This window comes from Pseudomonas sp. PB3P13 (assembly GCF_054897735.1).
Genome location: NZ_CM142702.1, coordinates 5,262,636 through 5,282,466, shown reverse-complemented (window position 1 = coordinate 5,282,466; position 19,831 = coordinate 5,262,636). Strand labels below are relative to the sequence as shown.

The following is a 19,831-nucleotide window of genomic DNA, read 5'->3' as shown; positions in this document are numbered from 1 at the left end:
TTTCACACCGTATATTCTCTGTAGAAGCAAAGCTTGCTCGCGATGAACCTGGAGCAGGTCGTCTGACCGGCCGCAGCGCGGTAATCGCGGGCAAGCCATGCTCCCACGGGAACGGGGGATTATTTCTTTTCCGGCGGCAACTCTGGCAAGGCGCGCAGCGCTGTTTCGTACCATTGGGTATTGAACGCGCGGTCTTCTTCCAGAATCGCGTCGATTTCCACCGCCAGAACGTGCGCCATGAGATTCAGAATCTCGTCACGCTCGTAACCCACGAGTGTCAGCTTGTTGAAAGTGGCCTTGGCTGCTGGCGGGTTGTCGCTGTCGATTTGGTTCTGGATCGCTTCGGTCAATGTGGTCTCGGCGAACTCTTCTTCGTCCATCTCGATATCTGTTGGCTCGCTCATGGCAGGCTCCTCAAAGTTAAGGCGGTCAGTTTACCTGCATTCAGCACGGTGATGCTGTTGGCAAGACAAGCTCCGGCGTTCTATAAACAGCACTGCCAACCCCCGCACGGCCTGGAGGCTTTGAAATGATCAAGCTTTATGGATTTTCCGTCAGCAACTACTACAACATGGTGAAACTGGCGTTGCTGGAGAAGGGCCTGCCGTTCGAGGAGGTGCCGTTTTATGCCGGCCAGACTCCCGAAGCACTGGCTATCAGCCCACGGGGCAAGGTGCCTGTGCTGGGCGTCGAGCAAGGTTTCATCAACGAAACTTCCGTCATTCTCGAGTTCATCGAACAGAGTTCGCAGGCAACGCCGCTGCTGCCGAGCGATCCCTTCGAGCGCGCTCAGGTGTTGGCGGTGGCCAAGGAAATCGAGCTGTATATCGAGCTGCCGGGGCGCGCCTGTTATCCCGAAGCGTTCTTCGGCATGCCGGTGCCTGATGCGATCAAGGAAAAGAGCAAAGCTGAATTGCTGTTGGGTTTTGCCTCGCTTGAACGCCACGGCAAGTTCTCGCCCTATGTCGCGGGCGGAAGCCTGAGTATTGCCGACCTGTATTTTCTCTACAGCGTACCGCTGGCCTGTGGAGTAGCGAAGAAGCTGTTCGACCTGGATTTGTTGGCGCAGATGCCGGCGGCCAAAGCCTTGCTCGAACGTCTTGAACAGAACTCCAATGTGCAGCGGATCGCTGCGGATCGGGAAGCGGCGATGCCGGCGTTTATGGCAATGATTGCAGCCAGGCGCTGACAGCACGGGCGGCCTTTGGGGCGTGTCAGAGAATTTGCAATCTTTTGTCCCATAAGGCTGCGACCCTTTTAAAACCGTGTCTCCAGGCACTTTTGTCTCATGCGGTAATAAGCAAACGCGTACAGGATTTTCAGCAATGTTTACCTTGGCCATCGAATCTGTATGGTCAAGGAGACCCGATGATGCTCAAGCTTTACGGTTTTGCAGCAAGCAACTATTTCAACATGGTCAAACTGGCCCTTCTGGAAAAGCGCGTGCCTTTTGAAACGGTCCCGTTTCATGGCTGCCAGAACCCGGAAATCCTCGCCGTCAGCCCGCGCGGAAAAGTGCCTGTGCTGGAAACCGATCAGGGTTTCCTCAGTGAAACGGATGCCATTCTCGATTACATCGAAGAGACGCAACGCGGGATTGCTCTATTGCCCGCAGACCCCTTTGCTCGTGCCGGCGTGAGGGCTTTGGCCAAGGAAATCGAGCTGTACATCGAATTGCCTGCGCGAGTCTGTTACGTCGAAGTGTTCTTCGGCGGCAGACCCACGCCCGAAGCGTTAAAAGCCAAGTCCGAACGTGACCTGATCAAAGGATTCACGGCGCTCAAACAGCGTGGGCGATTTGCGCCGTACGTGGCGGGCGAGCAATTCACCCTGGCCGATTTGTACTTTCTGTACAGCGTCGATCTGGCGGTGGAAGTTGGCAAGCGATTGTTCGACGTGGATTTCCTGGCCGATATGCCTGGCGCCCGGTTGCTGCTGGAGCGTTTGGGCAGTCATCCGAATGTGCAAAAGATCGCCGCTGACCGGCTTGCCGAGGCGCCGGCATTCCTGGCACGCGTACAGGCAGTCGGCCGGGCCACCGGCCAGGCATGAAAAAGCGCGATGGCCGGGCAGCCATCGCGCTGTTTTTTTGCCTGGTGTCTTAGCGGCTGGCGAGCAACGCCTGGCCGCGAATCACCGCCTGCCTGACCTGGGCCGGCGCTGTTCCACCGATATGGTCGCGGGCATTCACCGAGCCTTCCAGGGTCAACACGGCAAACACGTCCTGATCGATCTGGTCGCTGAATTTACGCAGCTCTTCCAGGCTCATTTCCGCCAGGTCCTTGCCGCTTTCCACGCCGTATTTAACGGCGTGGCCGACGATTTCGTGGCAGTCACGGAAGGGCAGGCCGCGGCGCACCAGGTAGTCGGCGAGGTCGGTGGCAGTGGAGAAACCGCGCAACGCTGCCTCGCGCATCATGGCGTGTCTGGGTTTGATCGCCGGGATCATGTCGGCAAACGCCCGCAGCGAATCGCGCAGTGTGTCGGCGGCATCGAAAAGCGGTTCCTTGTCTTCCTGATTGTCCTTGTTGTAGGCCAACGGCTGGCCCTTCATTAGGGTCAGCAGGCCCATCAGCGCCCCGAACACACGGCCAGTCTTGCCGCGCACCAGCTCCGGCACGTCCGGGTTTTTCTTTTGCGGCATGATCGAGCTGCCGGTGCAGAAGCGGTCAGGCAAATCGATAAACTGGAATTGCGCGCTGGTCCACAGCACCAGCTCCTCGGAGAAGCGCGACAAGTGCATCATCGCAATGCTCGCGGCCGCGCAGAACTCGATGGCGAAGTCGCGATCGGAAACGTTGTCCAGCGAGTTGCCACCGACTGCCTCGAAACCCAGCAACTGCGCGGTGTATTCGCGGTCGATCGGGTAGGTGGTGCCTGCCAGTGCAGCGCTGCCCAGTGGCATGCGGTTGGTGCGTTTGCGGCAGTCGACCAGACGTTCGTAATCGCGGCTGAGCATTTCGAACCAGGCCAGCATGTGGTGCCCGAAGGTCACCGGCTGGGCGGTTTGCAGGTGCGTAAAGCCCGGCATGATGCTTGCGGCTTCGCGCTCGGCTTGCTCCAGCAGCCCTTTTTGCAGGCGAGTGATTTCAGCCAGAATCAGATCGATTTCGTCACGCAGCCACAGGCGAATATCGGTGGCCACCTGATCGTTTCGGCTGCGTCCGGTATGAAGTTTTTTGCCGGTCACGCCGATGCGGTCGGTGAGGCGCGCCTCGATATTCATGTGCACGTCTTCAAGGTCGATACGCCAGTCGAACTGACCGGCCTCGATTTCGCCCTGAATGGTTTTGAGGCCATCGGCGATGCTGTCGCGCTCGGCATCGGTCAGTACGCCGACCTTGGCCAGCATGGTGGCGTGGGCGATTGAGCCCATGATGTCGTGGCGATACAGGCGCTGATCGAAAGTGACGGAGGCGGTGAAGCGGGCGACGAAGGCGTCGACGGGTTCACTGAAGCGGCCGCCCCAGGACTGATTGGTCTTGTCAGTGCTCATGAATTCGCTCGTGTCTGCTGAAAAAGATGACGTTGAAAGCTGCCGCGGATAATAACAGGGTTGCCAACCCTGGCGTTGACACTGGTCGACACGATTTCCTCGGTCTGCGGCCACGGGTGTGCAGGGACTCTGCAGGAATTACGCAACGATATTTTTCGATTGAGCAATATCGCGCCGGCAACCGTCTACAGTTGGACAGTAGGCTCAGCGCACGTCCTGGCGCTTTAGCGACTATAAGAAGAGGGGGTGTTCAGATTGTTGACCAGCAAACCCTACGGCGATGCCTCGGCAACGCGGGGCCGGGCCGCCAAACTCAAGACAGTTGAAAATTTAGCCGTCGGTCTAACGGCACTTTTTGGCCTTCGCGCCAGTCTTAGCGTGGATCGCGGTGACGGACGTCACTTCACTTGTCTACGCTATCCTTGTGCGAGACTCACGCAGGAATCCAGCGCAATATGAATGTCCTGATCGTTGATGACGAACCCTTGGCCCGCGAGCGCCTGAGCCGAATGGTCGGCGAACTCGAGGGATACAGTGTCCTGGAGCCCAGCGCCACGAATGGCGAAGAAGCGTTGGCACTGATCGACAGCCACAAGCCGGATATTGTTTTACTTGATATCCGCATGCCGGGCCTTGATGGTCTGCAAGTAGCTGCCCGATTGTGCGAGCGCGAAACCCCGCCAGCCGTGGTGTTTTGCACGGGGCCCGATGAATTTGCCGTGGAAGCCTTACAGGCCAGCGCCGTAGGCTATCTGGTGAAACCTGTGCGTACAGAACAATTGCATGACGCCTTGAAAAAAGCCGAGCGGCCCAATCGCGTTCAGCTCGCAGCCTTGACTCGTCCCGCCGCCGAAACCGGCAGCGGTCCGCGCAGCCACATCAGTGCCCGTACCCGTAAAGGGATCGAGCTGATTCCGCTGGATCAGGTGGTTTATTTTATCGCCGATCACAAGTACGTGACCTTGCGCCACGAAGGCGGCGAAGTGTTGCTGGATGAACCGCTCAAAGCCCTTGAAGATGAATTTGGTGATCGCTTCGTGCGTATTCATCGCAACGCGCTGGTCGCCCGCGAACGTATCGAACGCCTGCAGCGCACGCCTCTGGGGCATTTTCAACTGTTCCTCAAAGGTCTGAACGGTGATGCATTGATCGTCAGTCGCAGACACGTGGCCGGTGTGCGCAAAATGATGCAACAGCTTTAATTCGCAGCAACCAGGCGAATACCGCAACCGAATACCGGACGTTCAGGGCCAGGGAGGCCAGGTATTACCTGATACAAGTCAAAGTGGATTTGGCTGAGCTGTTATTATCCGCCGTATCTATTCAGTACGGATTGATCCATGTCCTCTCGCGAAATCCGCATCGCCACCCGCAAAAGTGCTCTTGCCCTGTGGCAGGCCGAATACGTCAAAGCGCGGCTTGAAGAAGCTCATCCGGGCTTGCTCGTAACGCTGGTTCCCATGGTCAGTCGCGGCGACAAACTGCTCGACTCGCCACTTTCGAAAATCGGCGGCAAGGGTTTGTTCGTCAAGGAACTGGAAACCGCGCTACTGGAAAACGCAGCCGACATCGCCGTGCATTCCATGAAAGACGTGCCGATGGATTTCCCCGAAGGTCTTGGTCTGTTCTGCATCTGTGAGCGCGAAGATCCGCGCGATGCCTTCGTTTCCAATACCTGTGCCAGCCTGGATGAATTGCCACAAGGCAGCGTCGTCGGCACCTCCAGTTTGCGTCGTCAGGCGCAGTTGCTCACGCGCCGGCCGGACCTGGAAATACGCTTCCTGCGCGGCAACGTCAACACGCGACTGGCCAAGCTTGATGCGGGCGAGTATGACGCGATCATCCTGGCGGCGGCCGGCCTGATTCGTCTCGGATTCGAGGATCGCATCACCACGGCGATCAGTGTCGATGACAGCTTGCCGGCCGGCGGGCAGGGCGCAGTGGGCATCGAATGCCGTAGTGCCGACAGCGAAATCCAGGCCTTGCTGACGCCTTTGCATCACGACGACACTGCCACGCGCGTATTCGCCGAGCGAGCACTCAACAAACACCTGAACGGTGGTTGCCAGGTGCCAATCGCCTGTTACGCCGTACTGGAAGGGGAACAGGTCTGGCTGCGTGGCCTGGTAGGTGATCCGAACGGTAGGCTACTGCTGGGGGCTGAAGGTCGGGCGTCGCGAGGGGATGCCGAAGCGTTGGGTGTCAGAGTCGCCGAAGACCTGTTGAGTCAAGGCGCCGATGACATCCTGAAAGCGGTGTACGGCGAGGCGGGTCACGAGTGACCGGCTGGCGCCTGCTGCTGACGCGTCCTGCGCAGGAGTCTGCGGTGCTGGGCAGCATTCTGGCCGAAGCGGGGATTTTCAGCAGCAGCCTGCCGCTGATGGAGACCCACCCCCTTGCGGTCTCTGCCACAATGCGTGAGGTTGTCGAGCACCTGGAGCGTTATTGCGCGGTCATTGTGGTCAGCAAGCCGGCCGCCAGAATTGCTTTGGCGCTGGTTGCAGAACTCGGCGCTCAGGTGCCGGCTGTGCAGTGGTTCAGTGTGGGCGCGGCTACTGCGCAAATCCTCGAGAATCAAGGGTTGACGGTGTGCTTTCCCGCCGAGGGTGACGATAGCGAAGCCTTGCTGGAAATGAGTGAACTGCGCGAGGCGGTCGCCAAATCCGGTTCTCGCGTGTTGATCCTGCGGGGGGAGGGCGGACGCGAGTTGCTTGCAGAGCGGTTGCGCGAGCTGGGTGCCAATGTCGATTATCTGGAGTTGTACCGTCGCGAGTTGCCGCAGTACGCACCGACGACACTGCCCGAGCGGATCGAAGCGGAACGCTTGAACGGGCTGGTGGTCAGCAGTGGACAGGGTTTTGAGCACCTGCATCAATTGGCTGGCGATGCCTGGCCACGATTGGCGCAGTTGCCGTTGTTTGTTCCAAGCCCAAGGGTCGCCGAGCTGGCACGCGCCGCCGGGGCTCAAACAGTTGTGGATTGTCGTGGCGCCAGTGCCACGGCTTTGCTGACGGCGTTACGGGAGCATCCCGAACCCGTTCTCTAATGCAAAGGATGGATACGTGAGCGAAACAACCTTGCCAAAAGATGACGTCCAGCCCGTGCTCGAATCGCCGGTTGATGCTCCGGTTGGAACGCCGCCACCTGCCGCAGCGTCGCGCCGGGGCAACGGGCTGGCAATCGTCGCGCTGCTGTTGGGCGCCGCCGGTGTAGCCGTGGGCGGCTGGGGAGTCTGGCAAGTGCGTCACCTGCAAGCCAATACCCAGCAACAGTTGAGTCAGGTGCAGGCGTTGAACGATCAGGCGCAGAGCCTGAAACTCAACGAACAACGCCTGACGGCTCGTCTCGCAGAAATGCCGGCAGCTGACGAGCTCGAGGCGCGCAGTCGTCTGGTCGCGCAACTTCAAGTCGATCAGCAACGCCTGAACCAGCGTCTGGAAACCGTGCTCGGCGCCAGTCGCAAGGACTGGCGTCTGGCTGAGGCTGAACACCTGTTGCGTCTGGCCAGCCTGCGACTATCCGCCTTGCAAGACGTCAGCAGTGCCCAGGCGCTGGTGCAGGGTGCCGACGAAATTCTCCGCGAACAGAACGACCCGGGTTCTTTCGCCGCGCGCGAGCAAGTCGCCAAAACCCTGGTTGCCCTGCGCAGCACCGAGCAGCCGGACCGCACGGGTCTGTTTTTGCGACTGGGTGCGCTGCGCGATCAGGTCATCAACCTCACCGAATTGGCGCCCGAGTACAAGGACCGTGGCGAATCTTTGCTGGGCCTCACTGCTGATGGTGACGGCACCAGTCGTTGGGAGCAGTGGTGGGACAAGATCTCGCGCTACATCCGCATCGATTTCAACGCCGACAAGAATGTCCGGCCGCTTCTGGCAGGTCAGGGTCTGAGCCAGGTGCGTCTGGCGCTCAGCCTCGCACTGGAGCAGGCGCAATGGGCGGCGTTGAACGGTCAGGCTGCGGTGTACACGCAGGCACTGGCGGAAGCGCGAGATGTGCTTGCGGGAAATTTCAACCCGGACAATCCACAGAGCAAAGTGATGCTTGAGCAGGTCGGCGAGTTGAGCAAGGAGCCCGTGACGGTGGTCACGCCGGACCTCGCCGGCACGTTGAGCGCGGTTCAGGGTTATCTCGAACGCCGTAACGTTAACGCCGTCGATTCGATCAAGCCGATGGAAAAACCTGCCGCAAGCTCGGCGCCGGAGGCCACGCCATGAAGCGCCTCTATGTGATCGTGTTTCTGGTGATCGCTGCCGCTGCTGTACTGGGGCTAGCCATCGCCGAGCATTCGGGTTACGTGCTGGTGGCTTACAGAAGCTTCCGGTATGAGTCGAGCCTGTGGGCGAGCCTCGCAGTTGTGGCTGTGCTCTGGCTGCTGTTCTGGGGCATCAAGGCGCTGATCGAGTTGGTCATGGCTTCCAGCGGTGTGGTTAATCCCTGGTCGCGGCGAAATCGCAGTCGCCGCGTTCAGGTCGCGATCGAACACGGTCAGCTCGATCTTGCCGAGGGCCGCTGGGCCAGTGCGCAACGCCATTTGCATCGCGCCGCCGAAGCAGAACGTCAGCCGCTGCTTTACTACCTCGGTGCCGCACGTGCCGCCAACGAGCAGGGAAACTATGAAGAAAGCGACAGCCTGCTGGAGCGGGCGCTCGAGCGTCAGCCGCAGGCGGAGTTGGCAATTGCCCTGAGTCACGCGCAGTTGCAAACTGATCGCGGCGATACCGAAGGCGCGCTGGCTACCCTGCAGGCGATGCACGAGCGTCATCCTCACAACGCACAGACCCTGCGTCAGTTGCAGCGTCTGCATCAACAGCGCGGCGATTGGTCCGCGGTGATTCGCCTGCTGCCAGAGCTGCGCAAGGACAAGGTTTTGCCTGCGGCAGAACTGGCCGAGCTGGAACGTCGGGCGTGGGGTGAAAACCTGTCTCTGGCGGCGCATCGCGAAGAGGACGGAACGGTAGGCCTTCAATCACTGACCCGTGCCTGGCAGCAACTGACCTCCGCGCAACGCCAGGAACCGCAGTTGGTGTTGGCGTATGCCGAGCAGCTGCGACAGTTGGGTGCTCAGGCCGAAGCCGAAGAGATTTTGCGCACCGCGCTCAAGCGCCAGTACGACAGCCATCTGGCTCGTCTTTACGGATTGGTTCGCGGCAGTGATCCTGCACGCCAGTTGCAAGTGGCCGAGGGGTGGCTCAAGGATCATCCGGCCGACCCAGGCCTGCTGTTGACGCTGGGTCGCCTGTGCCTGCAAAGCAGTTTGTGGGGCAAGGCGCGCGACTATCTCGAAAGCAGCCTGCGCGTGCAGCGTAACCCGGAAGCCTGCGCTGAGCTTGCAAGACTATTGGCACAACTGGGCGATACCGAACGCAGTAATCAATTGTTCCAGGAAGGCCTGGGCTTGCTGGACGAACGTCTGCTGGCGGCGCCGTTGCCTTTGCCGGCCCACGTGTAATGATTGCTACCTGAAGCAGCTGGCGCAGCCTGCGTCCGGCTGTTACATATCGCCGTGGAGTGGGCTTTTTTGCACAGGGGAAGTTCTCCATTTCCTACACGTTTCTTCCGTCTTCAGCAAAGTCCTACAACGGTTTACATCTTGTCCGGTCGTTTCTGTCGGGATTTCCCTACATGTTTGCAGAAGTGTCGCGGGTAGTGCGTCTTGAAAGGCGGTCGCGCTTTCCTCTACCGTAACCACTTGTCTCTACTGGTACGGAAAAGCCATGTCCCCGGCCTGCTCACGCTCCTTGTTTTTCATGGTTTTCATTGCCGGCTCCATGGCCCTGGGCGTTTCCTATTACCTGGAATATGCCGTCGGCCTGCAACCTTGCGGTCTGTGTTTGTTACAGCGAGTTTGCCTGGCGATGCTCACGGGCGTTTGTCTGTTGGCGTCAGTGCACGGTCCCGCACGTTTCGGCACGTTTGTGTATTGGTTCCTGGGACTGATGGCGTCCTTGGCGGGTACGGTGACTGCATGGCGTCAGGTGCTATTGCAGACTGATCCGGCAAAACAGTTCGCAACCTGCCCAACCGATCTCTCGGAGCTGTTCGCGACTACGCCGTGGACGTGCGTCGTGCAACGGCTGTTCGCGGGAGCGGCGGATTGCGGCCGAATCAGCTGGACCCTGTTCGATCTGAGCATTGCCGAGTGGAGCCTGCTGTTCTTCGTGGCAATAACGATCCTGTGTGTCTACCAGGTAATGCGGCAGGTCTGGATTGTCTGTCAGCGCCCTGTCAGCGCCGAGTCGTCGCACCCCACACTGGTGGGCGATTAAACACTTGTATGAACTTTATCTCCTGCGTACCTTGATGCCATTGGCGTGCGGGCATAATCTGGCCGGCACGTGTCATTGGAATAATGTTGCTCGAATGGCGCTCCGCTTGACCGATTTCTGATTTCCGGAGGACGGTCGGTGTAGAGCAGCATGACCCACAAGGGAAGAGAGATCACCATGCTCGAAAGTTGTCAGAATGCTCAGGAACGCTGGGGTGGAGTGCATCTGCTGATCGATCGCTGGTTGCAGGAGCGTCACGAACTGGTTCGGGCTTATGATGATCTCGGCGAAAAGCCTGAGGCGCTGAGCGAGAATCGCAAACCGTTGCAGGAATTCTGCGGAGTACTTGTTGATTACGTTTCCGCCGGGCACTTCGAAATCTACGAACAGTTGACCGGGGAGGCCAAGGCCTTCAACGACACGCGTGGTCTGGAACTCGCCGATACGATCTATCCGCGCATCGATGTCATCACCGAAAAGCTGCTCGCCTTCAATGACCTGTGCGACGAAGGCAAGTGCGTTGCCGAGAAGTTCAAGGAACTGGGTGGACTGTTGCATGAACGCTTCGAGCTGGAAGATTGCCTGATCGAAGTGCTGCACACTGCTCACAAGGAAGAGGACCCGGTTCAGGCCTGAACCGCGTCACGCAAAACCTCAAAACGGTGCGCTCGGCGCGCCGTTTTCGTTTCTGTCATTCAGCGGGTCGCGCCGCGCAATTCCACTTCGAAAATCAGCGGTGTAAAAGGCTCGATCAAGTCGCCGGCACCGTCTGCGCCATAGGCTTGAGCGGATGGAATCACCAGCCGCCATTTCGCGCCGACCGGCATGTTTTGCAGCGCGCTGCGCCATCCGTTGATAACACTGTCGAGGCTGAACCATTGCGGCTGGCTGTTCTGATCGAACACGCTGCCGTCCGGGAGTCGGCCGACATACAGCACCTGTACCCTCCCGTTGGGCCCCGCTTTCGCACCGGTACCTGGGGCCAGCTCTGTCAGCAGAATTCCATCGGCCAATTCACGAACCCCAGGTCTGGTTTTTTCCTCGGCAAGAAAACGCTGTTCTTTTTCGACGGCAACTTCACTCTGCGGCGTGGCGTGTTTCAAGGCGGTCTGTGCTTCGTGCTCAGTCAGGATCTGTTCGATCCGCTCATCTTTCAACGCCAGTGGTTGTCCTTTGTAGGCTTGCTGCAAACCTTCAACCAGCGCCTGAAGCTGCAAGTCGGGAACCTCTTGACGCAGGCGTTCGCCGAGGCTTGCACCCAGACTGTAGGCAAGATCGTGAGCTTCGTTTTCAGCGGATTTCTCCGCAGCCTGAGCTACTGAAAAAAACACGCACAGCGATAAAAAAAGGTAGCGCGGCATGGGCACTCTCCGACCTGAGATGCGGCGGATTATGCCAGTGTGAGCGGGTTAAACGGTGAACTGGATTCAAGCGCGCGTGGAAGATTTTCGCTCAGTTGCAACGTAGCGCTTTCGATACTGTCAACATGCCCTAGCGGCGGTATCAGCAGAGGTCTAGTATGAGCCGCACCCACGTCAGCCAGGAGGTAAACCATGTCGGCCACCAAGAAGCCTGTAAATACTCCGTTGCACTTACTCCAACAACTTTCGGGCAGCCTGCTCGAGCATTTGGAAACCGCTTGCTCGCAAGCCTTGGCTGATGCTGAAAAACTGCTCGCCAAACTGGAAAAGCAGCGCGGCAAGGCCCAGGAAAAACTGCACAAATCCCGCACCAAATTGCAGGACGCTGCCGCGGCCGGCAAAGCCAAGGCGCAGACCAAGGCCAAGGGTGGGGTCAAAGAACTTGAAGACCTGCTTGATGCTCTCAAGGATCGTCAGTCCGAAACACGTAACTACATCGTCCAGCTCAAGCGCGATGCTCAGGAGAGCCTGAAACTGGCCCAGGGTATCGGTCGTGTACAAGAGGCAGTCGGCAAGGCGTTGTCCTCGCGTGCGGCCAAGCCTGTTGCAGTTGCTGCCAAAAAATCGGCAACTAAATCGGTCACCGCAAAAGCTGCGTCGACTCCTGCCGCCAAGGCACCGGTAAAAGTTTCTGCCAAGCCTGCGGTAAAAAAACCAGTCGCGGCCAGCGCGGCAAAACCACCGGCTAAAACCACCGCCGCCAAATCCGCCGCTGCGAAATCAACGACTGCGAAAACACCTGCTGCCAAACCAGCTGCGAGCCGCACGGCTGCTGCAAAACCGGCAGCTAAAACCGCAGCCGCACGTTCTGCAGCCAAGCCAGCCGCCAAACCTGCCGCGGCTAAAACCGCAGCCAAGCCGGCGGCTAAAACCGCGGCCAAACCTGCTGCCAAAGCGGCCGCAAAACCGGCTACTAAAACAGCAGCCGCCAAGCCTGCCACCGCAGCGAAACCTGCAGCCGCAAAACCAGCTGCAGCCAAGCCAGCCGCTTCCAAACCGGCAGCGAAACCTGCGGCGGCCAAACCGGCAGTCGCCAAACCGGCTACCAGAACCGCTGCCAAGCCGGCGGTGAAAAAGCCGGCTGGTGCAACCAAGCCGACTGCAGTGCCTGCTGCCAAGCCAGCGACTTCAACGCCATCGTCGCCGGCCGCTTCTGCGCCAGCAGCAAGCACATCGACGACTGCCACATCGCCAACGCCTGCGGCCCCGGCGAACAGCAACACTCCAACCAGCGCTTCCTAAGTGCCGGTCAACGCGACGCGCAGCTGATGCAGCGCGTTGCGATCCAGGTTGGCGGCACCTGCCGCCACACCGTCCAGCCAGGCTGAGTGATCGGTCGCCTCATCTTGCGGCCAGTTGATCGCCGCCCGCTCCAGACGCAATAACAGATGCCGCTCGGCTTCCAGCTCCAGTGCTTTCACTCGTTCCCGCAGATCGCGCAGCCCGGCATCGTCGTCAGCTGCGGTTTTCCATTGCACGCGCAAGGCTCGCAGTGGCCGCACGACATCCGCTTCCCACGGCTCAGACACACTTTTTAGCTGCTCCAGCCGTTGCTGGCTGCAGGCTACGCCGCGTTCCGCCAGCCATAACCCACACAGCAGCACGCACACGTTCACCCCCGACGACTGCAACGTCAGGCACGCCGACTCAACGCCCGGGCGGGCATAAGTGCCAAGGGAAAAGCTCCACAGGTCAGAGGACATAGTGCTACTCGCGCCAGTTGCGAGCGAAGCTGGTAGACTCCGCCGCCATTATGATTCGACTTCAGAACCTGACTTTACAGCGTGGCCCGCAGCGTCTGCTAGAAGATGCCGAGCTGACCCTGCACGCCGGCCACAAAGCCGGCCTCATCGGTGCCAACGGCGCCGGCAAATCGAGCCTGTTCGCTTTGCTTCTGGGTGACCTGCACCCCGATTCGGGTGACTGCTTCCTGCCGGCCGACTGGCGCATTGCTCACATGCGCCAGGAGATCGACACGCTCGATCGCATCGCGGTCGACTATGTGCTCGATGGCGACTTGCGTCTGCGCGAGGTGCAACGCGACCTCGCTGCCGCCGAAGCGGCGCATGACGGTGCCGCTCAGGCCCGCCTGCACTCGGAACTCGACAGCGCCGACGGTTACACCGCCGATGCCCGGGCCCGCAAGTTGCTGGCCGGGCTCGGGTTCACCAACGATCAGATGGATCGCCAGGTAGGCGATTTCTCCGGTGGCTGGAGGATGCGTCTGAATCTGGCGCAGGCCTTGATGTGTCCTTCGGACTTGCTGCTGCTCGACGAACCGACCAACCACTTGGACCTCGACGCCATCATCTGGCTCGAAGAGTGGCTCAAGAGCTATCCCGGCACCCTGATGCTGATTTCCCACGACCGGGATTTCCTCGATGCCGTGGTCGATCACGTCGCCCATGTCGATCAGCGCAAGATCACCTTGTATCGCGGCGGCTACACCGCTTTCGAACGCGCCCGTGCCGAACGTCTGGCCCAGCAGCAGCAGGCGTACGAAAAGCAGCAGGCGCAACGTGCGCACATGGAAAGCTACATCGCCCGCTTCAAGGCCCAGGCCACCAAAGCCCGTCAGGCGCAGAGCAGGATCAAGGCGCTGGAGCGGATGGAAGAGTTGTCCGCCGCCCACGTGGACTCGCCGTTCGACTTCGTTTTTCGCGAGTCGACCAAGATTTCCAGCCCGCTGATCGACCTGTCTGATGCCCGCCTGGGTTATGGCGACAAAACCGTGCTGGAGAAGGTCAGGTTGCAACTGACCCCGGGCGCGCGCATCGGTTTGCTCGGCCCGAACGGTGCAGGCAAGTCGACCCTGATCAAAAACCTCTCCGGCGAACTCGAGCCGCTGGCCGGGCGTTTGACTCGCGGCGAAAATACCGTCGTCGGTTATTTCGCCCAGCATCAACTCGACTCCCTCGATTCCAAGGCCAGCCCGTTGCTGCATTTGCAGCGCTTGGCGCCGACCGAGCGCGAGCAGACCTTGCGCGATTTCCTCGGTGGCTTTGACTTCCGTGGCGCACGTATCGATGAACCGGTGCTGAATTTCTCCGGTGGGGAAAAGGCGCGTCTGGCCTTGGCATTGATCGCCTGGGGCAGACCGAACCTGTTGCTGCTCGACGAACCGACCAACCACCTCGATCTGGAAATGCGCCTGGCGCTGACCATGGCCCTGCAGGAATTCACAGGCGCGGTATTGGTGGTCTCCCACGATCGTCATTTGCTCAAGAGCACCACGGATAACTTCTATCTGGTGGCCGATGGCAAGGTCGAGGAGTTCGACGGCGACCTTGAGGATTACACCCGCTGGCTGGTGGAATATCGTCAGCGCAACGCGCCGGTCAGCAACACGCCGGTGAATCCGGACAAGACCGACAAGAAGGCTCAGCGTCAGGCCGCAGCCGCGCTGCGTCAGCAACTGGCGCCGCACAAGCGCGAGGCCGACAAGCTGGAAGCCGAGTTGGGCAAGCTGCACGAAAAACTGGCGAAAATCGACACCAGCCTTGGCGACAGCGATATCTACGAACCGGCGCGCAAGAACGATCTGCGCGATCTGCTGGCCGAGCAAGCCAGGCTGAAAGTGCGCGAAGCCGAACTTGAAGAAGCGTGGATGGAAGCCCTGGAACTGCTTGAAAGCATGCAAGCGGAACTGGAGGCGTTGTCCTGATGGAAGGCTTCACGCTGTCGATGTCGCCCGTCTGGATCGAACCGATCTGGTTCACCGTGCAGATCCTCCTGATTTTGCTGGCAGGGTATCTCGCGCAACGATTTGTGGCCCGGGGCCTGACGCGACTGGGTGAGCGTTATCCGTTCCCGCCGCAATTGCTGATGCCTTTGCGTGGCGTGTTGCGCTGGCTGATCATGGGCAGCGCGCTGATCTTCGTTCTGGAGCGGCTGGGCGTATCGGCCACGGTGCTGTGGACGGCCTTGTCCGGGTTCGTGGCGGTCGCTGCGGTAGCGTTTTTCGCCATGTGGAGTGTGCTGTCCAATCTGCTGTGCGCAGTGCTGATCTTCACCGTCGGCCCGTTTCGCATTGGCGATGTGGTCGAGCTGGTCGACACCACCGACAAGCCTGGCGTCAAGGGGCGAGTGGTGGCGATCAACCTGCTTTACACCACCTTGGTCGAAGCTGAAGATTCGGGGACTGGCAGTGCGATGGTGCAAGTGCCCAACAACCTGTTCTTCCAACGCTCCGTGCGGCGCTGGCGCGGGACCGATGTGCTTGCGTCGAGTGGTTTCGAGAAGTAGATCCTTTGGTGCCTGACACACCGCTATCGCGAGCAGGCTCGCTCCCACATTGAACCGAGTCGTTTGCTAACAACGCGGTCAATCTGTGGGAGCGAGCTTGCTCGCGATAGGACCCTCGCAAACTTATCCAGCAAAAAACCCGTAGTCATCTCCCCAAAGCCGCATTAGCTTAGGCATCTGTCACAAGTCTGAGTCGAGGTGTGCAATGGAGCTTCAAACATGGCTGGCGTTTTTTGCCGCCTGCTGGGTGATCAGTCTGTCTCCCGGTGCCGGCGCCATTGCGTCGATGTCCAGCGGTCTGCAATACGGGTTCTGGCGCGGTTATTGGAATGCCTTGGGCCTGCAAGTGGGTCTGGCGATGCAGATTGCGATTGTCGGTGCCGGGGTCGGCGCGATCCTCACCGCATCGGCCACCGCGTTCTACGCGATCAAATGGTTTGGCGTGGCGTACCTGGTTTATCTGGCGGTCAAGCAATGGCGCGCACTGCCCAGCGACATGAGCGACGATGCGCCGGTGCGTCCGATGGGCAAGCCACTGGTCCTGATATTTCGCGGTTTTCTGGTCAACATCAGCAACCCCAAGGCATTGGTGTTCATGCTGGCGGTGCTGCCGCAGTTCATTGACCCGCACGCGCCGTTACTGGCTCAGTACCTGATCATCGGCGTGACCATGGTCTGCGTCGATCTGGTTGTGATGGCTGGCTACACCGGCCTGGCATCCAAAGTACTGCGCCTGTTGCGTACGCCGAAACAGCAGAGGCGCATGAACCGGACTTTTGCCGGCCTGTTCATCGGGGCTGCGGCATTCATGGCGACGTTGCGCAAAGCGCCGGTGTAAAACCGTTCAGGCAAAGAAAAGTCGACCTCGACAGGTCGCCTTTTATATTGCCGACCGACCACCAAAATCAGCGCAGAACCACCGGCGCCGTATCGCGGGCAGATTATTGCGCGGCGGTGCTGGCCGCGATTGCACGTCATAAGAGGGTATTGGGCGACGATCATATTGCCGGTCTGTCCGCGGCCAGGCGAGGTGCGCGGTGGCCAGAGAGAGAGACATCGAAAGAAATTGTTACAAAACTTGAGCGGAACGCATTCGAAGTGAACAATGTATTACTTCGTATTTCCAAATGAGAGCCATTCATGACTGCCTCCTCCCGATTCCTGGCCTGGCTGGCGCTGCCAGTCATCGCGTTTTGCAGCTTCAATGCGCTGGCCGAAACCGCTGAAGGAGCGCCCAAGGCTCTGCATTTGCTCGACTACATCGGCGCCGACTACCCGGCAACGGTTGAGGCAGGCAAGGTCATCGATGAGTCGGAATACCGCGAGCAGCAAGAATTTCTCGGCGTGCTGCAAGGGCTGATTGTCGAGTTGCCGCCCAGACCTGAACGTGAAGAGCTGGAAAAAGGGGTTGGCACGTTGCGCGCGGCGGTCGCGGCCAGGCAGGACGGCGCAGACGTCGCCCGCCAGGCGCGGCAACTGGGCGCAAAGCTTGCCGTTGCCTACGAAGTCAGCCAGGCACCGGTGATTACGCCCGACCCAACGCGCGGTGCGGCACTTTACCTTCAGCAGTGTTCGGTGTGCCATGGCGATACCGGCGCCGGTGACGGCCCTGCCGGTGTTGGCATGACGCCGCCACCGGCCAACCTGCGCGATGCTGCGCGGCTGGATCGCCTCAGCCTGTATGCGATCTACAACACCGTGGCGATGGGCGTCGAAGGCACTGACATGCCGGCCTTCGCCGATCAACTGGACGATCGCCAGCAGTGGGACCTGGCGACCTATATCGCCAGCTTCAGCGCCGATCCGGCTGCCGCTGCATCCGAAACGACCTACAACATCGCCGACCTCGCACGTCAGACGCCAGCCGAAGTGCTGGCTGCCGAAGGCTCGCAAGCAGCAGCGACATTCCGTGCCCAGCGTGCGCAACCGCCGCAGGTCAAACGTGGCCCGGGGCAATTGCTCGATTACACTGCGACAACGCTCGACAAAAGTATTGCCGCGTATCGCGGTGGCGATCACGACCAGGCGTATGACTTGTCGGTGGCGGCGTACCTGGAAGGTTTTGAACTGGTCGAAAGCTCCCTCGACAACGTCGATGCCAACGTGCGCAAGGACACTGAAAAATCGCTGATGGCTTACCGCCAATCGCTGCAGGACGGCTTGCCGGTGGCCGAAGTGGAGCAGCGTCTGGACGCGGCCAAAGCCAGGTTGAAAGAGTCGGCGGGCCTGTTGGGCAGCGATGGCCTGAGCTGGTCGTTGAGCTACATTTCCGGCTTGCTGATTCTGTTGCGTGAAGGCCTCGAGGCGATCCTGGTGCTCGCCGCTATCCTCGCGTTCCTGCGTAACACCGGTCAGCAATCGGCCGTGCGCAGCGTCAACGTCGGTTGGGGTCTGGCCTTGGTGGCCGGTCTGGCGACGTGGGCGCTGGCGGCGTATGTGATCGATGTCAGCGGTTCGCAGCGTGAGTTGCTGGAGGGCGCGACGGCGTTGTTCGCCAGCGTCATGGTGCTGTGGCTCGGCGTGTGGATGCACGACCGCCGTCACGCTGCAGCCTGGCAGGATTACATCAAGAGCAGCCTGGTGGGCGGTGGCGGGCGTTTTGGTTTTGCGACGCTGGCGTTTTTCTCGGTGTATCGCGAGCTGTTCGAAGTGATCCTGTTTTACGAAACCCTGTGGCTGCAGGCGGGCCCGGCCGGCCATAACGCGGTGCTGGCTGGCGGAGCGACGGCGCTGGTGTTGCTGGTCGGGCTGGCATGGGTGATTTTACGTGGCTCGGCGAAGTTGCCGTTGTCTCTGTTCTTCGGCATCAACGCCGCTTTGCTCTGCGCGTTGTCGGTGGTGTTCGCCGGGCATGGCGTGAAAGCGTTGCAGGAAGCCGGCATTTTCGGCACACGGCCTGTGCCGTTCTTTGATTTCGACTGGTTGGGCATTCACGCCGATGCGTATTCGCTGGGAGCGCAGGCGGTGGCGATCATTGCGATCATCGTGCTGTATGGCCGGAGTCGGATCGCCGAGAAGCGTCGGGTGACGGTTTCCTGAAGCATTCGCTGCGCTCACCCTCGCGAGCAGGCTCGCTCCCACCGGATCGCGTATAACCTGTGGGAGCGAGCCTGCTCGCGATTTTTTTGAGAGGTAAACACAATGCGCGTTTGGATCGATGCCGATGCCTGCCCTCGAGCGGCCAAGGATCTGGTGGTCAAGTTCGCCCTCAAGCGCCAATTCGAAGTGGTGCTGGTGGCGGGGCAGCCGCAGATCAAGCCGGGGCTCGCACTGGTGAAACTGATCGTGGTGCCGAGCGGCCCCGATGCAGCCGACGATTACCTGGTGGAACACGCGGTGCCGGGTGAGCTGGTGATCTGTAGCGATGTGCCGCTGGCCGACCGTTTGGTAAAAAAGGGCGTGTCGGCGCTGGACCCACGTGGCAAGGAGTTCGATGCGCAAAACATGGGCGATCGGCTGGCGGTGCGCAATTTGTTCACCGATTTGCGTGAGCAGGGGCAGCTGAGCGGCGGCCCGGCGCCGTTTGGCGAGCGTGAAAAGCAGGCGTTCGCCAATGCGCTGGATCGAATTCTTACGCGCTTGAATCGCAAGTCCTGAGCCTGGCAACCTGGTGGGAGCGAGCTTGCTCGCGATAGCGCTCCGACAGCCAACTCGTGTGCTGGATATCTTGGCGTCATCGCGAGCAAGCCCGCTCCCACACGCGAATCGTGTTACTCGTCGTTTTCGTGGGTCAGCTCAAGCACCCGGTCGACCAGTTTGTTGATCCCGGATGCCGCCTCGCTGATCGACTGCGCCAGCATGTAGGCCGGTGTGCTCACCAGTTTGCGCGCCTTGTCCTCAACGATGTCGGTCACCGCGCACTCGGTGTGCGTGGCGCCCATCTTGTTCATTGCTGCGGCCGTGTCGGCATCATTGCCAATCGTGCAGGTCACGCCCGGGCCGTAGATTTTCGCCGCCAGTGCCGGCGAAATGCAGATGAGTCCCACCGGTTTACCGGCCTCGGCAAAGGCCTCGGTCAATGCCAGCACCTGCGGTTGCACCGAGCAACCGGCACCTTCGACGGCAAAGTTCGACAGATTCTTCGCCGCTCCGAAACCACCCGGAACGATCAGGGCATCGAAATCCTCGACGCTCGCTTCGCGCAGATCCTTGATATTGCCCCGGGCGATCCGCGCCGATTCCACCAGCACATTGCGCGACTCGGGCATCTCTTCGCCGTTCAGATGATTGATCACATGCAATTGGGCGATGTTGGGTGCAAAGCACTGCACCTGGGCGCCACGCTGGTCCAGACGGAGCAGAGTGATCACGCTTTCGTGGATCTCGGCGCCGTCATAGACGCCACAGCCGGAAAGGATCACTGCGACTTTTTTGCTCATGGTCTTTTCTCCTTGTTTATG

General features: G+C 60.0%; 20 protein-coding genes and 1 pseudogene. 16 read left to right on the top strand and 5 right to left on the bottom strand.

Annotated elements, in window-relative coordinates; genetic code table 11:
* Positions 1-119 precede the first annotated feature (119 nt).
* Positions 120-404 carry a hypothetical protein gene (locus ACYZT1_RS24380; protein ID WP_462017069.1) on the bottom strand — a complete coding sequence of 95 codons (285 nt, stop codon included), beginning with the start codon at positions 402-404 and terminating at the stop codon, positions 120-122.
* Between the two features lie 125 nt (positions 405-529).
* On the opposite strand from ACYZT1_RS24380, the gene ACYZT1_RS24375 reads away from it, so the two are divergent.
* Together ACYZT1_RS24375 and ACYZT1_RS24370 are read left to right on the top strand one after the other, a co-directional pair.
* Positions 530-1,189, top strand: coding sequence for a glutathione S-transferase family protein (locus tag ACYZT1_RS24375; protein ID WP_462017068.1), 660 nt, complete (start codon positions 530-532; stop codon positions 1,187-1,189).
* A gap of 182 nt (positions 1,190-1,371) precedes the next feature.
* Positions 1,372-2,052: a glutathione S-transferase family protein gene (locus ACYZT1_RS24370; protein ID WP_462019316.1), complete on the top strand. Its 681-nt coding sequence runs from the start codon at positions 1,372-1,374 to the stop codon at positions 2,050-2,052.
* 49 nt (positions 2,053-2,101) lie between these two features.
* On the opposite strand, the gene argH is transcribed toward ACYZT1_RS24370, so the two are convergent.
* Entirely contained in the window at positions 2,102-3,496 is a 1,395-nt protein-coding gene (argH, locus tag ACYZT1_RS24365; RefSeq protein ID WP_462017067.1) for an argininosuccinate lyase, read from the bottom strand.
* Positions 3,497-3,841: 345 nt separating this feature from the next.
* Here argH and ACYZT1_RS24360 point away from each other — a divergent pair.
* The 8 genes and pseudogenes from ACYZT1_RS24360 to rsd form a co-directional block, all read left to right on the top strand.
* A pseudogene (locus ACYZT1_RS24360) lies at positions 3,842-3,955 on the top strand (sensor histidine kinase); the annotation flags it as partial.
* Positions 3,952-4,698 (top strand): LytR/AlgR family response regulator transcription factor, encoded by a 747-nt coding sequence (locus ACYZT1_RS24355; RefSeq protein WP_462017066.1) that lies wholly within the window; start codon positions 3,952-3,954, stop codon positions 4,696-4,698. The pseudogene ACYZT1_RS24360 and the gene ACYZT1_RS24355, both read left to right, overlap by 4 nt.
* Before the next feature lie 138 nt (positions 4,699-4,836).
* Complete coding sequence (hemC, locus tag ACYZT1_RS24350; RefSeq protein WP_462017065.1) at positions 4,837-5,778, top strand: hydroxymethylbilane synthase; 942 nt, start codon at positions 4,837-4,839, stop codon at positions 5,776-5,778.
* Complete coding sequence (locus ACYZT1_RS24345; protein WP_462017064.1) at positions 5,775-6,542, top strand: uroporphyrinogen-III synthase; 768 nt, start codon at positions 5,775-5,777, stop codon at positions 6,540-6,542. The genes hemC and ACYZT1_RS24345 overlap by 4 nt, the downstream gene beginning before the upstream one ends.
* A gap of 16 nt (positions 6,543-6,558) precedes the next feature.
* Complete coding sequence (locus tag ACYZT1_RS24340) at positions 6,559-7,713, top strand: uroporphyrinogen-III C-methyltransferase (protein ID WP_462017063.1); 1,155 nt, start codon at positions 6,559-6,561, stop codon at positions 7,711-7,713.
* A complete protein-coding gene (locus ACYZT1_RS24335; RefSeq protein ID WP_462017062.1) occupies positions 7,710-8,948 on the top strand; it encodes a heme biosynthesis HemY N-terminal domain-containing protein in 1,239 nt (412 codons plus the stop codon). The genes ACYZT1_RS24340 and ACYZT1_RS24335 overlap by 4 nt, the downstream gene beginning before the upstream one ends.
* Positions 8,949-9,213: 265 nt before the next feature.
* Positions 9,214-9,765: a disulfide bond formation protein B gene (locus tag ACYZT1_RS24330; RefSeq protein ID WP_462017061.1), complete on the top strand. Its 552-nt coding sequence runs from the start codon at positions 9,214-9,216 to the stop codon at positions 9,763-9,765.
* A 177-nt stretch (positions 9,766-9,942) separates the two neighbouring features.
* Positions 9,943-10,401: a sigma D regulator gene (gene rsd, locus ACYZT1_RS24325; protein WP_462017060.1), complete on the top strand. Its 459-nt coding sequence runs from the start codon at positions 9,943-9,945 to the stop codon at positions 10,399-10,401.
* Between the two features lie 59 nt (positions 10,402-10,460).
* Here rsd and ACYZT1_RS24320 read toward each other — a convergent pair whose 3' ends face one another.
* A complete protein-coding gene (locus tag ACYZT1_RS24320; protein ID WP_462017059.1) occupies positions 10,461-11,126 on the bottom strand; it encodes an FKBP-type peptidyl-prolyl cis-trans isomerase in 666 nt (221 codons plus the stop codon).
* Positions 11,127-11,318: 192 nt separating this feature from the next.
* On the opposite strand from ACYZT1_RS24320, the gene ACYZT1_RS24315 reads away from it, so the two are divergent.
* A complete protein-coding gene (locus ACYZT1_RS24315; protein ID WP_462017058.1) occupies positions 11,319-12,428 on the top strand; it encodes an AlgP family protein in 1,110 nt (369 codons plus the stop codon).
* Here the strand turns inward: ACYZT1_RS24315 and ACYZT1_RS24310 are convergent.
* The gene (locus ACYZT1_RS24310) at positions 12,425-12,889 is read right to left on the bottom strand and encodes a TIGR02444 family protein (protein ID WP_462017057.1); all 465 of its coding nucleotides are present in this window, start codon (positions 12,887-12,889) and stop codon (positions 12,425-12,427) included. The two genes, ACYZT1_RS24315 and ACYZT1_RS24310, sit on opposite strands and share 4 nt — an antisense overlap.
* 50 nt (positions 12,890-12,939) lie before the next feature.
* Here ACYZT1_RS24310 and ACYZT1_RS24305 point away from each other — a divergent pair, with 50 nt between their 5' ends.
* From ACYZT1_RS24305 to ACYZT1_RS24285, 5 genes are all read left to right on the top strand, one after another.
* On the top strand, positions 12,940-14,850 hold the full coding sequence (locus ACYZT1_RS24305) for an ATP-binding cassette domain-containing protein (RefSeq protein WP_462017056.1): 1,911 nt from the start codon (positions 12,940-12,942) through the stop codon (positions 14,848-14,850).
* Complete coding sequence (locus tag ACYZT1_RS24300; protein ID WP_462017055.1) at positions 14,850-15,431, top strand: mechanosensitive ion channel domain-containing protein; 582 nt, start codon at positions 14,850-14,852, stop codon at positions 15,429-15,431. The genes ACYZT1_RS24305 and ACYZT1_RS24300 overlap by 1 nt, the downstream gene beginning before the upstream one ends.
* A 205-nt stretch (positions 15,432-15,636) precedes the next feature.
* The gene (locus ACYZT1_RS24295; RefSeq protein WP_462017054.1) at positions 15,637-16,269 is read left to right on the top strand and encodes a LysE family transporter; all 633 of its coding nucleotides are present in this window, start codon (positions 15,637-15,639) and stop codon (positions 16,267-16,269) included.
* 302 nt (positions 16,270-16,571) lie between these two features.
* A complete protein-coding gene (locus tag ACYZT1_RS24290; RefSeq protein WP_462017053.1) occupies positions 16,572-18,470 on the top strand; it encodes an FTR1 family protein in 1,899 nt (632 codons plus the stop codon).
* A 102-nt stretch (positions 18,471-18,572) separates the two neighbouring features.
* Positions 18,573-19,028 (top strand): YaiI/YqxD family protein, encoded by a 456-nt coding sequence (locus ACYZT1_RS24285; RefSeq protein WP_462017052.1) that lies wholly within the window; start codon positions 18,573-18,575, stop codon positions 19,026-19,028.
* 113 nt (positions 19,029-19,141) lie between these two features.
* On the opposite strand, the gene elbB is transcribed toward ACYZT1_RS24285, so the two are convergent.
* Positions 19,142-19,810, bottom strand: a complete 669-nt coding sequence (elbB, locus tag ACYZT1_RS24280; RefSeq protein ID WP_462017051.1) for an isoprenoid biosynthesis glyoxalase ElbB — start codon at positions 19,808-19,810, stop codon at positions 19,142-19,144.
* Positions 19,811-19,831 lie beyond the last annotated feature (21 nt).